This window comes from Mesorhizobium sp. WSM4976 (assembly GCF_029625685.1).
Taxonomy (GTDB): Bacteria; Pseudomonadota; Alphaproteobacteria; order Rhizobiales; family Rhizobiaceae; genus Mesorhizobium.
Genome location: NZ_JARTVT010000045.1, coordinates 21195 through 34409, shown reverse-complemented (window position 1 = coordinate 34409; position 13215 = coordinate 21195). Strand labels below are relative to the sequence as shown.

The 13215-nt window shown below is 59.0% G+C and carries 15 protein-coding genes and 1 pseudogene; 7 read left to right on the top strand and 9 right to left on the bottom strand.

The genetic code is table 11. The features are described 5' to 3' along the window. The coding region (locus tag P9272_RS33605; protein ID WP_278164394.1) for an integrase core domain-containing protein at nucleotides 1-506 on the top strand (506 nt) is incomplete at its 5' end. A gap of 19 nt (nucleotides 507-525) precedes the next feature. Further along, entirely contained in the window at nucleotides 526-924 is a 399-nt protein-coding gene (locus P9272_RS33600; protein ID WP_278164392.1) for a P63C domain-containing protein, read from the top strand. Here the strand turns inward: P9272_RS33600 and P9272_RS33595 are convergent. The 3 genes and pseudogenes from P9272_RS33595 to P9272_RS33585 all read right to left on the bottom strand — a co-directional run bounded on the left by P9272_RS33595 (nucleotide 902) and on the right by P9272_RS33585 (nucleotide 2462). Then, nucleotides 902-1147: an RNA-binding protein gene (locus tag P9272_RS33595; RefSeq protein WP_278164390.1), complete on the bottom strand. Its 246-nt coding sequence runs from the start codon at nucleotides 1145-1147 to the stop codon at nucleotides 902-904. The genes P9272_RS33600 and P9272_RS33595 overlap by 23 nt on opposite strands. After that, on the bottom strand, nucleotides 1131-1349 hold the full coding sequence (locus P9272_RS33590; protein ID WP_278164388.1) for a hypothetical protein: 219 nt from the start codon (nucleotides 1347-1349) through the stop codon (nucleotides 1131-1133). The genes P9272_RS33595 and P9272_RS33590 overlap by 17 nt, the downstream gene beginning before the upstream one ends. Nucleotides 1350-1443: 94 nt before the next feature. Then, a pseudogene (locus P9272_RS33585) lies at nucleotides 1444-2462 on the bottom strand (1-aminocyclopropane-1-carboxylate deaminase). 134 nt (nucleotides 2463-2596) lie between these two features. On the opposite strand from P9272_RS33585, the gene P9272_RS33580 reads away from it, so the two are divergent. The 5 genes from P9272_RS33580 to P9272_RS33560 all read left to right on the top strand — a co-directional run bounded on the left by P9272_RS33580 (nucleotide 2597) and on the right by P9272_RS33560 (nucleotide 7348). Continuing rightward, a complete protein-coding gene (locus P9272_RS33580) occupies nucleotides 2597-3073 on the top strand; it encodes an Lrp/AsnC ligand binding domain-containing protein (protein ID WP_278164386.1) in 477 nt (158 codons plus the stop codon). Nucleotides 3074-3409: 336 nt separating this feature from the next. Further along, entirely contained in the window at nucleotides 3410-4999 is a 1590-nt protein-coding gene (locus P9272_RS33575; protein ID WP_278164384.1) for an NAD(P)/FAD-dependent oxidoreductase, read from the top strand. A gap of 3 nt (nucleotides 5000-5002) precedes the next feature. Further along, entirely contained in the window at nucleotides 5003-5788 is a 786-nt protein-coding gene (locus P9272_RS33570) for an MBL fold metallo-hydrolase (RefSeq protein WP_278164382.1), read from the top strand. Further along, entirely contained in the window at nucleotides 5785-6192 is a 408-nt protein-coding gene (locus P9272_RS33565) for a VOC family protein (RefSeq protein WP_278164380.1), read from the top strand. Before P9272_RS33570 ends, P9272_RS33565 begins: the two co-directional genes overlap by 4 nt. A 1-nt stretch (nucleotide 6193) precedes the next feature. Further along, the gene (locus P9272_RS33560) at nucleotides 6194-7348 is read left to right on the top strand and encodes an aromatic ring-hydroxylating dioxygenase subunit alpha (RefSeq protein WP_278164378.1); all 1155 of its coding nucleotides are present in this window, start codon (nucleotides 6194-6196) and stop codon (nucleotides 7346-7348) included. 10 nt (nucleotides 7349-7358) lie between these two features. Here the strand turns inward: P9272_RS33560 and betI are convergent, their stop codons facing one another. From betI to P9272_RS33530, 6 genes are all read right to left on the bottom strand, one after another. Next, nucleotides 7359-7979 (bottom strand): transcriptional regulator BetI, encoded by a 621-nt coding sequence (gene betI, locus P9272_RS33555; protein ID WP_278164377.1) that lies wholly within the window; start codon nucleotides 7977-7979, stop codon nucleotides 7359-7361. A gap of 30 nt (nucleotides 7980-8009) precedes the next feature. After that, nucleotides 8010-9008: a zinc-binding dehydrogenase gene (locus P9272_RS33550; protein WP_278164375.1), complete on the bottom strand. Its 999-nt coding sequence runs from the start codon at nucleotides 9006-9008 to the stop codon at nucleotides 8010-8012. Beyond that, nucleotides 9005-9805 carry an ABC transporter permease gene (locus P9272_RS33545; protein WP_278164373.1) on the bottom strand — a complete coding sequence of 267 codons (801 nt, stop codon included), beginning with the start codon at nucleotides 9803-9805 and terminating at the stop codon, nucleotides 9005-9007. The genes P9272_RS33550 and P9272_RS33545 overlap by 4 nt, the downstream gene beginning before the upstream one ends. Before the next feature lie 49 nt (nucleotides 9806-9854). Continuing rightward, entirely contained in the window at nucleotides 9855-10766 is a 912-nt protein-coding gene (locus P9272_RS33540) for an ABC transporter permease (RefSeq protein WP_278164371.1), read from the bottom strand. Continuing rightward, nucleotides 10763-11818 (bottom strand): ABC transporter ATP-binding protein, encoded by a 1056-nt coding sequence (locus tag P9272_RS33535; RefSeq protein ID WP_278164369.1) that lies wholly within the window; start codon nucleotides 11816-11818, stop codon nucleotides 10763-10765. Before P9272_RS33535 ends, P9272_RS33540 begins: the two co-directional genes overlap by 4 nt. 159 nt (nucleotides 11819-11977) lie before the next feature. Further along, nucleotides 11978-13114, bottom strand: a complete 1137-nt coding sequence (locus P9272_RS33530; protein ID WP_278164367.1) for an extracellular solute-binding protein — start codon at nucleotides 13112-13114, stop codon at nucleotides 11978-11980. Nucleotides 13115-13215: the final 101 nt, after the last annotated feature.

Below are 13215 nucleotides of genomic sequence, written 5' to 3'. Positions count from 1 at the left end.
GTGCGCGCCTGCAGCGAAAAGCTGCGCGCACCGCTGTCTCGGCCGCCGCCGCTCCTTCATTCCGCAGGTGCTACGGCATCCAGTTCACCACACCCGGCGCCGGAGGCTCGGCCGTGCCGCTGATCAAGGAAGCCATCGCCAACGGCGAACGTTTCTGGGCGCATGCCTTCGAATATGCCTGCGCCACCACCGACATTGAGCACCGCACGACCAAGGCCAAGCACCCATGGACCAACGGTCAGGTCGAGAGGATGAACCGGACCATCAAGGACGCCACGGTCAAGCGCTTCTACTACGAGAGCCACGACCAGCTCCGCCAGCATCTCGCCGACTTCGTCGCCGCCTACAACTACGGCCGCAGGCTCAAGACCCTCAAAGGCCTCACGCCCTACGAGTCCATCTGCAAGGCATGGGCCTCCCAGCCCGAACGCTTCTGGCTCAATCCGCTCCAGCAAATGCCGGGACTAAACACGCGCAATCGACAAGATCATCGACAAGTACGTTGAGAAGGATGCGCAGCAATGGGTGCGCATTTTCGAACTCGACTTCTGCCGGCACCTTTTCCGGTTGAACGGTTGGGAGTTCAATCCAGAGACGACCGCCAAGCCGAGCGTCATCGGCAAGTGGACAAACGATATCTACGACCGGCTCGCGCCAGGAGTGCGGCAAGCACTTCACGAGCGGGTCAGAAGGAATGCCAAGGGAACGCCAACGCAACAGTTGAACCGCTACCTTACGCCGGAAAACGGTCGACCAGAGATGAAGCGGCTTTTGGAAGGCGTGATCCTGCTTATGCGTATGAGCACGACTTGGGACGATTTTAAGATCAAGCTCGACGAGTATTACCCGCGCTTCAACGACACGATGCAATTGCCGTTCAATACGGGCGTATACCGCCTGCCTAGTCCTCCCGGCGAGAAGTAGACCATCGCTTCTCAGCGGCCTTCTTAGCGATCTCTGCGCGCCGCTCCGGTGTCATGTTCTCGGCGCGCTTCTTACCGCCCTTCGAACCAAGCTCTTTGGCGGCGGCGCTCTTGCCGTCGTCCGGCGCGTCATCGGTTTCCTCGCCTGTGGCAATGCGCATGACGCGGACGGCGTTGCCGATCACATCGGCGGGGCGTTTCTGGCCTTTAGGTCCGGTCGGCATTGATCAAATCCGCCAATTCGGCTTGAGCTTCTTCCAGTTCGGCTTGCCACTTCGCAATCTTCTCGGGAGTCGGTTCCCAGATAACTGGGTCGCCGGCGGTCAGTGCTTCGACCATAGCCGAAGCTGCCTCAATGCGCGCCTCTGCCGCTTGGCGAAGAAGCGCGGTGACAATGTCATCCGATTCGTCGGTTTGCTCACTCATATGGCAAAGCATATAGGAGTTTGCAGGCTGGCGCGACGGGCGAGCGGTGCCGGCTGATAGCCACTCAAATTTCAAACTGAGACACTACCTTCGTTCAGCCTTCCTTATAGTAATAGCTGTAACCGTTGATTGCCGGCGCGCCGCCCAGATGCGCGTAGAGAACCCTGGAACCTTCGGGGAAAAAGCCCTTTCGGGTCAGGTCGATCATGCCCTGCATCGATTTGCCCTCGTAGACCGGGTCAGTGATCATGGCCTCCGTGCGGGCTGCCAGCCGAATCGCCTCGTTGGTTTCCTCTGACGGCACGCCATAGGCCGGATAGGCATAGTCGGGATTGATGACGATTTCGTCCTCACGCACCTTTCGACCCAGGCCGACCAGTTCCGAGGTGTTGTCGACGATGCCGCGCACTTGGGCACGGGTTTGGACGAGCGTGCCGGAGGCGTCGATGCCGATCACGCGGTCGGCCCTGTCCTGCACGGCAAAACCGACGATCATGCCGGCTTGCGTGGAACCGGTCACGACGCAGACGATGACATAGTCGAACTTGAAGCCGAGCTCGGCTTCCTGTTTCGCCACCTCCTCGGCGAAGCCGACATAGCCAAGCGCGCCATATTTATGCACCGAGGCGCCGGCCGGGATCGGATAGGGCTTGCCGCCGGCGTCCTTCACCGACTGGATCGCCGCCTCCCAGCTCTTGCGGATGCCGATGTCGAAGCCGTCATCGACCAGCCGGCTGTCGGCGCCCATCAGGCGCGTCATCAGGATGTTGCCGACACGATCGTAGACGGCGTCGTAATGCGGCACCCACTTCTCCTGTATCACGACGCATTTCATGCCGATCTTGGCGGCGGTCGCGCCACCATCCTTGTGTGGTTGGACTGGACGCCGCCAATCGACACCAGCGTGTCGGCGCCCGATGCGATCGCGTCCGGCACGATGTATTCGAGCTTGCGCAGCTTGTTGCCGCCAATGGCGAGGCCGGAATTGCAGTCGTCCCGCTTTGCGTAGATCTGCACCTTTCCGCCGAGCGCAGCTGTCAGGCGTGGCAGATGCTCGATCGGCGTCGCGCCGAATGTTAGAGGATAGCGTTCGAATTTCTCAACAAGCGACATGGATAACCCTCGATTGACTGTTCGAGCATAGGGCCTTTGCCGTGGAAGGTGGTCTCGAATTTTGATCGAATATTTGCAAAAATGAGGCATAAGATATAAAAAGTCGGCGAGGTAAGGAAATATTTGAGCAAGAAATGGAAGATTCTTTCACGGGCACTTTAGACCGCATCGACGTCAAGATATTGCGCATCCTTCAAGCCGACGGCCGACTGACGAATGCGGAACTCGCAGGACGTGTGAATGTGAGCCCTGCCACCTGCCACCGGCGCACGCAAAGGCTATTTGATGAGGGTTTCATAACCGGAGTGCGAGCCGAGATTGCACCTGCTGCTGTTGGCCTGGGTGCGCTTGTGATGGTCGGCGTGGTGCTCGACCGCTCGACGCCCGAAAGCTTTGCTGCGTTCGAGGAAGCCGCTTTGGGGTTGAAATCCATTCTCGATTGTAACCTCGTGGCGGGTGACTTCGACTATCTGATCAAGATTCGCGTTCGAGACATGGCGGATTTCAATAAGCTGCATGGCGAGAAATTGATCGCGCTTCCGGGTGTCAGGCAGACACGCACCTTTTTCGTGATGAAGAATGTCAAAGAGAACGCCCACCTTCCTTTCTGATTGACCCTTGGCGGTGGGATTTCACGGCCGATCAGCAAAATGGGAGGCCACGGGACGGGCTGCCGGTACCAGGCAGCAATTCGGGCTTCGCGGCTTCCGATCCAGAGCCAACGCACAATGGCGATGCATGCAACCTCTCCGGTGGAGAGCAGCTGATCTGGCGATCAGCCGGGCGCTCATTGCCTCGGCGAAGATTCTGCTATCGGGGGCAGCTCTCAGTGCGAATCAACCGGCCGCGGCGGCGTACTTGCATTCCCGCCGACAGACAAAAAATTGGACAATCATCCAAATAACTGTATAGTGATCAAATCGAGGCCGAGGAGACAACGAACCACCATGCAAGATCGCGACGTTATCGTGGTGGGTGCCGGTTTCGCCGGCATGTACATGCTTCACAGTTTGCGCCGACTAGGCCTCGCTACGACCGTGATCGAGCGCGGCAGCGGGGTCGGCGGCACTTGGTTCTGGAACCGTTATCCAGGCGCGCGCTGCGACGTGGAGAGCATGAGCTACTCCTACTCCTTCTCGGAGGAACTGCAGCAGGAATGGGTCTGGCCGCACCGCTACGCCACTCAACCCGAGATCCTGTGTTACGCTAATCATGTCGCCGACCGGTTCGATCTCAGGCGCGACATCGTGTTTGATACGGCGGTGACTGCGGCCGAATATGATGATTTGGAGAAGCGCTGGACAATCAACACGGGTACCGGTGAGACGTTTCGCGCGCGATATCTCGTGATGGCAACGGGCTGCTTGTCAGTGCCCAAAGTGCCGGACTTGCCGGGTCTGGGTAATTTCCGCGGACGCGTGTTGCACACCGCCGACTGGCCACGCGAGGGCTACGACTTCACCGACCAAACGGTCGGCATCGTCGGCACCGGCTCCTCCGGCATTCAGTCGATTCCGCTGATCGCTCGGGACGCGAAACACCTCACGGTCTTCCAGCGCACCGCCAACTACTCGATCCCCGCCTGGAACGGCCCGATCCCACAAAAGCGGGAATCCGAGATCAAGCTGAACTACCGCGCGCTGCGGCAGAAATCGCGCGGTTCTTATGCCGGTGACTATGCCGATGAATATTACGTGTCGATCCTCGAGCTTTCGCCGGAAGAGCGCGAGGAGCAGTTCGAGAGGCGGTGGCAGGAAGGCGGCTTCAATTACCAGTACGCCTTCGCCGACGCGATGGTTTCGGAACAGGCCAACGAGCTCGCGGCCGAGTTCGTGCGAAACAAGATCCGCGCGATCGTCAAGGATCCACAGGCGGCGGAGATCCTCTGCCCGAAGGACCACCCCTTTGGAGCCAAGCGCCTGTGCGTCGATACGCAGTATTATGAGACCTACAACCGCGACAATGTCAGCCTGGTCGATATCAAGGCCGACCCGATCATCGAGATCACCGAAACTGGCCTGCGCACCGGCCAGGCCGAGCACCATTTCGAAGTTCTCGTGCTGGCGACCGGTTTCGACGCGATGACCGGCGCCTTGACCAGAATCGACATCCGCGGCCGCCACGGTGTGCTGCTCAGGGAGCGCTGGCGCGACGGACCACAGGCTTATCTGGGTGTTGCGGTCACCGAGTTCCCGAACATGTTCGTCATCACCGGGCCCGGCAGCCCCTCCGTGCTTGCCAATATGATCCTGGCCTGCGAGCAGCATGTGGAATGGATCGCACAACTGATCGAGCACGCCGAGGAGAATGCGCTCACTGCGGTGGAGGCCGACCCGGAGGCACAGGAACAATGGGCGCGGCAGGTGACCGAAAGCGCCGGCAAAACTCTCTATGTCAAGGCAAACTCCTGGTATCTCGGCGCTAACGTGCCCGGCAAGGCGCGGGTCTTCATGCCCTATGTCGACGGATTCCAAGTTTACAGCCAGACCTGTGACGACATCGCCAAGACCGGATATCCCGGCTTTCACCTGAGATAGGCTATGGCGAAAGTTTCTCCCCCGCCTGTCGCTGCCGAATGGTACGAAATTTCGCAGATCGGTCAGGGCTTGAGCCGTATCCTGGAACGCCATGTCGCGCCTTGGATGCGCTGCAATATGTGGCTAATCCACGGCCGCGACCGCGACCTGCTGGTCGACACCGGCATGGGATTGAGACCGATCAAGCAGGAACTTGCGGCACTGCGGGGCCAAGCCGTGCACGCCGTTTGTACGCATTGCCATTTCGATCATATGGGCTGCGCCCACGAGTTCGAAGTGCGGCTGGGCCACGCCTCGGAAGCCCCAGCCTATGCCGTGCCTGACCTGGACAACAGCTGCGCGCGGGCTTGGATCGGCGCCGAACTGCTGAGCGCGCTTCCTCATGATGGCTATCTGCTCGGCAGCTACCGGTTGACGCCGGCGCCGCTTACCGGTCATCTCGACGAAGGCGATGTGCTGGACCTCGGCGACCGCGCGTTCCAGGTGTTGCACCTTCCGGGACATTCGCCAGGCTCGATCGCACTCTACGATAAGGCGACGAAAACGCTGTTTAGTGGCGACGCGATCTACGACGGGCAGCTGATCGACAATGCTTGGCACTCCGACCCGGAAGCCTTTCGCGAGTCGCTCCACCGGCTGCGCGATCTGCCGGTGGAAACCGTGCATGCCGGCCACTTCGGCTCATTCGGCAGCGAACGGCTTGTCGAGCTGATCGATCTATATCTGGCAGGCGCCATGCGGGTCGCGAGCGTCGACGAATGGCTAGGCGCGCAGACGGTGCCGGCATGAACGCCGCGCACTTTATGATCCAGGTGCGGGATCTCGATCGCGCCGTAGCCTTTTACGAAAAAGCGCTGCGCTTCGTGGAGGTCGACCGCCACCGCTATGACGGCGCAACCTTGGTCTACTTGCGCGGCCGCGGTTCACCCTTCGAGATCGAGCTGATAGCACCTGACGACTGGCCTTATGCCGAGCGGCCGGAGCCTGGCCGTAGTCACATTGCCTTCACCGTCAGCCATCTCGAAGGCGAATGGGAGCGGTTGCAGTGTATCGGAATCGGGGCCGGCCAGATCACTCGCCATGCCGCCAACGGCGTCCACCAGACGCGCTACTTCTATTTCGCGGATCCCGAAGGTAACCAGATCGAGTTCTTGGAAGCGCACGGTCGCTATGCCGGCGAGGAGGAAAAGTGACATGCTGAACCAGATCCGCAAGATCGCTGGCGAAGGCTTTACCGATGATCCGACCAACAGCTGCACGCCGGACGGCACGTTCTATTTCGATGAGAGCATCTATCGGGCGGAGATCCGCCACGTCTTTGGCCGAAACTGGCTCTATTTCTGCCACCAGTCGCAAATTCCCAATGCCGGCGACTACATTGTCGGCGATATCGCAGGGCAGTCAGTTTATGTGATCCGCAGCAAGGACGGCCGGATCCTCGGTTTCTTCAACGTCTGCCAGCACCGCGCACACCAACTGCTACAGGGCACCGGCAACGTTCGCAATGTGATGCGCTGCCCCTACCATTCCTGGGTCTACGACATCGAAGGCAATCTGCGTGGCGCACCGAAGGCCGAATGCGTGACTGGCTTCTCGAAAGAGTCCATCAAGCTCTCGCCGATAGCGGTCGAGGTGATAGGCGGCTTCGTGTTCGTAAATCTTGACAGCAGCGCCGTACCGCTCAGCAAGGCCATCCCTCATTTCGGCCAGAAGTTGCTGGAGATGTGCCCGGAAGCGCCAGAGCTGAAATACGTCAAGCGGCAGGAATTCGAGATTCGTGCCAACTGGAAAGTGGTGGTCGAGAACTTCTTGGAAAACTACCACAGTTTCTTTTCAGGGCCGGCGCATGGGCAGCTCTCGGACATCATCGACCAAGACACCTATGCCTCGACGATCGAAGGCAAGGTGATCGAGTTCCTCGGCAAGGGGGGCAAAGCCGAGAAACTGCCCTATGAACTACATGAAGGGCGCAAGTTCAGCGGCCGCAGTATGGGCTTCCAAATCGTGTTCCTGTGGCCGAACGTAGCTTTCGTCCTGCTACCCGGTGCCAATATGATGTTAGTGTTTCTCGTCAATCCTACCGGCCCAGAGACGACCGTCGAGCCGCTACTCTATTTCGGCCTTGACGAAAAAATGGATCGCGGGACCGAAGCTGCCGTCGACTGGTTCAACAATCGCCTTGGTCCTGAAGACGTGGGGCTGGTGGAAAGCGTTCAGCGCGGCGTGCACTCGCTCGGATACACACGCGGCCGCCTGATGGTCGATCCCAGCCAGGCGGAAGCCTGGAGCGAACACTTCATTCATCACTTCAATATGCTGAACATACAGGCACTACAGGACGGCGCGTGAGGCCCCGCCGTCATCCCGGCAGGCCAGCGACGGTGCCCTTGCGGTGCCCGCTTGCCAACTGATCATCGACAAACGCTTCCAGCTTGGCGATTGCTGTAGAACTCGAGGCACCGTCTTTGGTGCGCCCCCGGCGGAGCCAGAGACCATCGATGTAAAGTGCAATTCCTTCAGCGATTTCGGCTGCTCGCCTATCACTCGTAAGTTGGCGAAGTGCGTGTCTGAGATTGCTCTCAAGGCGTCGGTCGACAGCATTCTGAAGTCGTTCAAACTCGGGATGCTGGCCGATGGCCGCGTAGTAGCTGACCCAGGCGCGGGCCGTATCGAGAGTAAATAGGTCGCTCGCGAAGTTGCTGGCGATGATCGCGCTGACCCGTCCGCGGGGGGATTTCGCCTGGCGGAGCCGCCGTGCCGTATCCTGCGAAATGAGGAAGGTGGCCTTCCGTACCACGGCGCTGACCAGCGCGTCCTTTCTGGTGAAATAGTAGTTGACGATGCCGTGTGACATACCGGCTCGCTCGCCAATGCGAGCCATCGTCATGCCCTTCAGGCCGTGCTCCAGAAAGGTAAGATAGGCGGCGTCGATTAGCTCTCGGCGGCGGATTTGTTCGATGCTGGTCTTGCTGATGTGCATGCTAAGGCGGTCTCCGGCGTCGACATAGCATTAAGCGATCTGCAATGTAACCTTCCCGATAGCCTGCCCTGTCTCCAGAAAGGCGTGCGCATCGCCCGCCTGGGCCAGCGGGAAGGTTGCCGCGTGCTGGATTCTCAGACGGCCTTGCGCTACCAGGCCCAGCACTTCTCGCACGATGGCCACCTGCTCCCTAAGTCTGCTTTGCAGGCCCTTCCACATCGGGGTCAGCATCATTACGTTCATGATGCTGAGGTTCAAGTTATAGGCAGTCGAATCGGCATCGTCGCCCGGCGTTCCCATCAGCGTCACCACCCGGCCATATTCGGTCATGGCTCGAAAAGTTCTTTGCATCACCTGCGCGCCGGCATTGTCGAAGGCGACATTGACGCCTCGCGACCAGCCAAGCGCCGCCTCGACGAAGTCCTGCTCGCGATAGCGGATAGCAAGCTCGGCGCCGAGTTCACTGACCAGCGCGGCCTTTCGGGCCGTGCTCACGGTGGTGGCGACCCTTCCCCCGCGCAAGGCGGACAATTGAATGGCGATATGCCCGGTTCCGCCAGCCCCACCATGGATGAGCACGAACTCGCCAGCCCTGACCTGGGCACGATCGTATAGCGCTTCCCAACAGGTGATGCCGACCAGCGGCAGGGCGGCGGCGGTGATGTCGTCCACCGAATCCGGCACGCATGCCAGTTGCCATTGTGGCACCACTGCCGCCTCCGCGTAGGTGCCGAACTCGTTTCCGATGCCACCATTGCAGAAGCATACTCTGTCGCCAATCCGGACCGAGCTCACCTGGTCGCCAATGGCCTTCACGGTTCCCATCCCGTCATGGCCGAGTACCAGCGGATTGTCCCCGCAGACATAACCGCCAAGCTGGCGAAAAAAAACATCCGCTGGATTGAGCGCCGCAGCCCGCAGTTCCACCAAGACGTCATCAGGACGGCGCGGCCATTGCAAATCGATATCCCGCATCTGCAGGACTTCGGGACCGCCTTTTGCGGTTGCGACAACGGCCTTGATCTTCAACGGGCTACCTTTCGAAGCTGGCGCGCGTACCAGAGCATTATAACGCTCATGCAGACGAAGACGGTCAGAGCGAGAATCACGGACGCGACGGCGAGCCGAGGTGTCCCCGCAGAGCGCAGACTCAGCCACATCAGCACAGGCAACGTCTGGGTGTCGCGGTCTGTCAGAAACAGCGCCATCACGAATTCATTCAGAGAGATTACGAAGGCGAACAGGGCTGATGAGATGATTCCGGTGGAAACCATCGGCACTACGATCTCGAAAAAAGAGCCGATAGGTCTTCCGCCTAGGTCATAAGAGGCTTCGACAACGCGATAGTCAACAGTGCGGAAGGTGGCTTCCATCAGCATGAAGACAAGCGGCATGGCCCAGAGGGAGTGGGCGATCATGACCAATTCTCGTGACCCGTAGAAGCTGTAGGATCCCAGCTGGACTCCTCCGAAAGCGATCGCGACCCCCAAGCCGAGTACGACGCCGGGCATGAACAGAGGCATCATGATCAACATGTACCAAAACGTGCGAAACGGAATCTGGTAGCGTTCGAAGGCCCAGGCGGCAAGAATGCCGGTCGTGGTGGAAATAGCCGTTGTCCCGAGCGCGATGACGATGCTGTTGATCAGCGCGTCCATCCATTGAGTGCTGCCAAAGAAATCGGCGTACCAGCGCGCGGACCAATCAGTTATTGGAAATCGGATCATTGCCGCGTTGTTGAACGACATCACCAGCGTGATGAGCACGGGGATCAGGACATAGAGCACCAAAAAGCCGGTGAATGCCCAGCTGAGTACGCGCAGCATCCTGGGCTCGAGGCGTGGTCGCAAAGTCGTTTGGCGTTCTGCGCTGATCTCAGACATGGAAAGCGGACCGCGTGGACATCAGCGACCGGGTCAGCAGCATCGTCGCTGCAACGCCGACGACAAGCAACATCGAGAACGCCGAAGCAAGCGGCCAATTGTGCTTGCCTAGCATCTGCTCCTGGATCAGGAAGCCCATGGTCCAAAGGGTGTCGGGTCCGAGCGCTGATGGCGTAGCATAGGTACCCATCGCCCAAATGAAGGATTGCGAAAACGCCACGAGCAGACCTGTTCTTGTCAGCGGGAAGAGCACTTCCTGGAATGTTACAAGAGGCGACGCGCCAAGATCTGCGCTCGACTCCAGTATCTGCTTGTCTATTCCATCCAGGACAGACAACAGAATGAAGAACGCGTAGGGCAGCGTCACATAGACCAGGCCCACGAATGCGGCGAATTCGGTATACATCAGGCTGATCTTGTCCGTGATCAGCCCCGCGGAAAACAGCGCTTGGCTCAATAGCCCGTTTTTCGGAAAAAACATCCACCAGCCGAAGATGATGGCGATCTCGGATATCAGGAGCGGGCAGAGCGCCAGTCCTACGAAAAGCAGTCGCCAGCGGGCCGGTTTCAGCCAGGCCAAGATCGCAAAGGTGAAGCCGATTGCGACACTGAAGAATGAGGCGACGAGCGCCAGTTGCACGGTGGTCCAGATCGCATTCGAAAAGAGCGGGTTCGTAAACAGCGTTCGGTAGTGTTCGAACGTGAAGCCCGGCACATACAGACGCTGATCGACGTGAAGATTGAAGCTCATCCGTGCCATCTGGAGTGTAGGTAAACCAAAGAACACCAGCACAATCACCAGTGCCGGCGCGATCAGGAACCACGGTACAACCGGCTTGCGGCTGGCTCTGATGGGCTGGTCCGTCGCCTCGCTCATGGTGCTGTCGGTTTGGGCAAGCGTCATTGAAACACTTTCATGTCTTCGCTTCCCCAGCCGATTTCGACTTCATCGCCCAAACTCTTTGCGATTCGACCGGGGTGATCCGCGAATATCTCCAGCGCGCCGGCCCTGAGGTGATAGCGAAAAACGTCACCGAGAAACTCCACGAAATGAAGTTCCGCTTTCAGGGTATTTGGCGAATTGGCGGCACTACCGCCAATCTTGACGCGGTTTGGCCTTACGTAAACCCGCCAGTCTCCATCTGCCAGGCCCTTGCTAAGGCGCATATCAACCGCACGGCCTTGCTTATCCGCAGTGAACCCCGAGGTGACGCGCAGGGGCATGCAGCAACTTTCGCCGATGAAATTGTAAACGAACTCGTTGGCGGGATTGTGAAATACCCGCTCGGGCTTGTCGACCTGCTCGATGCGACCGCAATTCATAACTGCGACGCGGCTTGACATCGCCATTGCCTCACTCTGGTCATGCGTGACATAGATTGCGCTGAAACCGAGTTCGTCATGGAGCCGCTTGATCTCCGCGCGCAGTTGCAGGCGCAGCGACAAATCAAGCGCCGAAAGCGGCTCGTCGAATAGGAGCACAGCTGGTCGCACCACGAGGGAGCGCGCCAGCGCCACCCTCTGTTTCTGTCCGCCCGAGAGTTGGTCGGGATAGCGGTCCTCGAAGCCTTGTAGCCGCACGGTCTCAAGCACTTTCGCGACCCGCTCATCGATCTCGTGCTTGGGGACTTTGCGCATGCGCAGGCCATAAGCCACGTTCTCCGCAACCGTCTTGTGTGGAAACAGAGCTCCGGATTGGAAAATCGTCGCCGTGTCGCGATTATAGGGAGGTTGTTGATCGATCCGCACGCCATTGATACGGATCGATCCGGACTGAATCTCCTCAAATCCACCGATCAAACGAAGCGTAGTTGTCTTGCCGGATCCCGACGGACCTAGAAGGGTCACAAACTCGCCGCGGCGAACCGTCAGTGAGACATTGTCGACCGCCACGACGGCGCCGTAGCACCGCCGGACGCGGTCGACTTCAAGTGCCAATCCAGAATCCACCGCCATCTTCGGTTCCCTTTCGTAGGTCTGTCCTTGAGGCCCGTGCCGACCGGCCGCTCCATGACAGCGGCTTCACCGCAATGACCGGCTCTCGCTTATCATGTCGCATCTTCAAACCATGAACACCATCACAGCCGTGACGAAGGACGAAACCGGAGTTCGTGACTAGCCCGTAGTCCTCGAGATTGTCTGCTTCATGCGGTCATCATAGGCTTGGTAGTCAGCATTAATCTTGTCCCAACCATCCATTGTGATGAGTTGGAACATGCGGTGGAAATCTTCGTTGGCAGTGGGATAGTTGTTCCACTGAGGCGGCACGGTCACATCCTTGCGCGCCATGAATATTAGCGACTTGGCAAGGAACCGATCCTGGGTTTCTTTCTCAAGCATGTAGTTCATGAACAGATCGGCAAGCTCCGCATGCCGCGTTCCGCGGACTTTGAAGTACCAGTCGGTCCATGCAGAAGTCCCCTCCAGCGGAACCTTGACGACGTACTCGTCGGGGCTTTGCGTCAGAAAAGTATAAGCATCCGAGGAGTAGCTCATCGCTGCGTCGGCATCGCCTTGGTTCAAAATGTTGGCCTGCTCGGCACCATCTTTGAACCATTTCGCAATCTTCAGTTGATCAAGCTTGGCGAAGAGCGATTCTGCCGTGGTCATGGCATACATTTCATCCAGCCCCGGCGAGGTCTTGTCCATTACGGCCGGCACCGACAGGGTCCACCACCAGGCGGCGCTATCGGCCGTCACTTTCCCGGCCAGGCGCTGGTCCCACAGAAGGGCCCAGGAAGTCGGATCGATGCCCAGAGCCTTGCGCGCCAGCAACATGCATGTCCCGCCCCCAAAGGGGATGCCATAGTCCTTGGCCCTGTCCGGTCGGGTCTCATAGAACCAAGGATAGACCGCCTTCAAATTGGGTATCTTGGTTGCATCGGTCTTCTCATACAAGCCCTCGGCAAGACCAGCTGACGAAATGTATTCCTCGCCCACGCTGACGTCGAAGGGCGGGTTGTCGGCGGGAGCCGCTTTGATTTGGCTGACAATCTGATCCCAGCCGCCAACGGTCTCGGCCTTGGTGTTGTAGTGCGCGTTGAAGGGATCAATCACCGTTTCCCTGAAGACCTGCTCATAATTGCCCGACCAAGAAACCGCGATCAGGCTCTCGCCCTCGAATGCCGCCTTGGCCGAGGTCACCGGAGCGCGCCCTATGATGGCGGGAGCGCCGAGAAAAGCCGCGCCTGCCGCGACCGCCTTCAAGACTGTCCGACGGCTCATGCCGCTGTTGGTCCGCTTCTGCGTCATTCCAGCACTCCTTCTGTTGAACGGCGCCTGCCGTCGAAAATGGGATGGCCATCAAATTGCACTGTTCGATCAAGTAGCAGAAACTTGAGAAATTAGCCGAC

What these genes read in the sequence shown, in the direction of transcription:
- P9272_RS33595 (WP_278164390.1), bottom strand. Translation starts at nt 1,147, where the DNA reads ATGCCGACCGGACCTAAAGGCCAGAAACGCCCCGCCGATGTGATCGGC.
- P9272_RS33590 (WP_278164388.1), bottom strand. Translation starts at nt 1,349, where the DNA reads ATGAGTGAGCAAACCGACGAATCGGATGACATTGTCACCGCGCTTCTT.
- P9272_RS33580 (WP_278164386.1), top strand. Translation starts at nt 2,597, where the DNA reads ATGGAAGATTCTTTCACGGGCACTTTAGACCGCATCGACGTCAAGATA.
- P9272_RS33575 (WP_278164384.1), top strand. Translation starts at nt 3,410, where the DNA reads ATGCAAGATCGCGACGTTATCGTGGTGGGTGCCGGTTTCGCCGGCATG.
- P9272_RS33570 (WP_278164382.1), top strand. Translation starts at nt 5,003, where the DNA reads ATGGCGAAAGTTTCTCCCCCGCCTGTCGCTGCCGAATGGTACGAAATT.
- P9272_RS33565 (WP_278164380.1), top strand. Translation starts at nt 5,785, where the DNA reads ATGAACGCCGCGCACTTTATGATCCAGGTGCGGGATCTCGATCGCGCC.
- P9272_RS33560 (WP_278164378.1), top strand. Translation starts at nt 6,194, where the DNA reads ATGCTGAACCAGATCCGCAAGATCGCTGGCGAAGGCTTTACCGATGAT.
- betI (WP_278164377.1), bottom strand. Translation starts at nt 7,979, where the DNA reads ATGCACATCAGCAAGACCAGCATCGAACAAATCCGCCGCCGAGAGCTA.
- P9272_RS33545 (WP_278164373.1), bottom strand. Translation starts at nt 9,805, where the DNA reads ATGCTGCGCGTACTCAGCTGGGCATTCACCGGCTTTTTGGTGCTCTAT.
- P9272_RS33540 (WP_278164371.1), bottom strand. Translation starts at nt 10,766, where the DNA reads ATGACGCTTGCCCAAACCGACAGCACCATGAGCGAGGCGACGGACCAG.
- P9272_RS33535 (WP_278164369.1), bottom strand. Translation starts at nt 11,818, where the DNA reads ATGGCGGTGGATTCTGGATTGGCACTTGAAGTCGACCGCGTCCGGCGG.
- P9272_RS33530 (WP_278164367.1), bottom strand. Translation starts at nt 13,114, where the DNA reads ATGACGCAGAAGCGGACCAACAGCGGCATGAGCCGTCGGACAGTCTTG.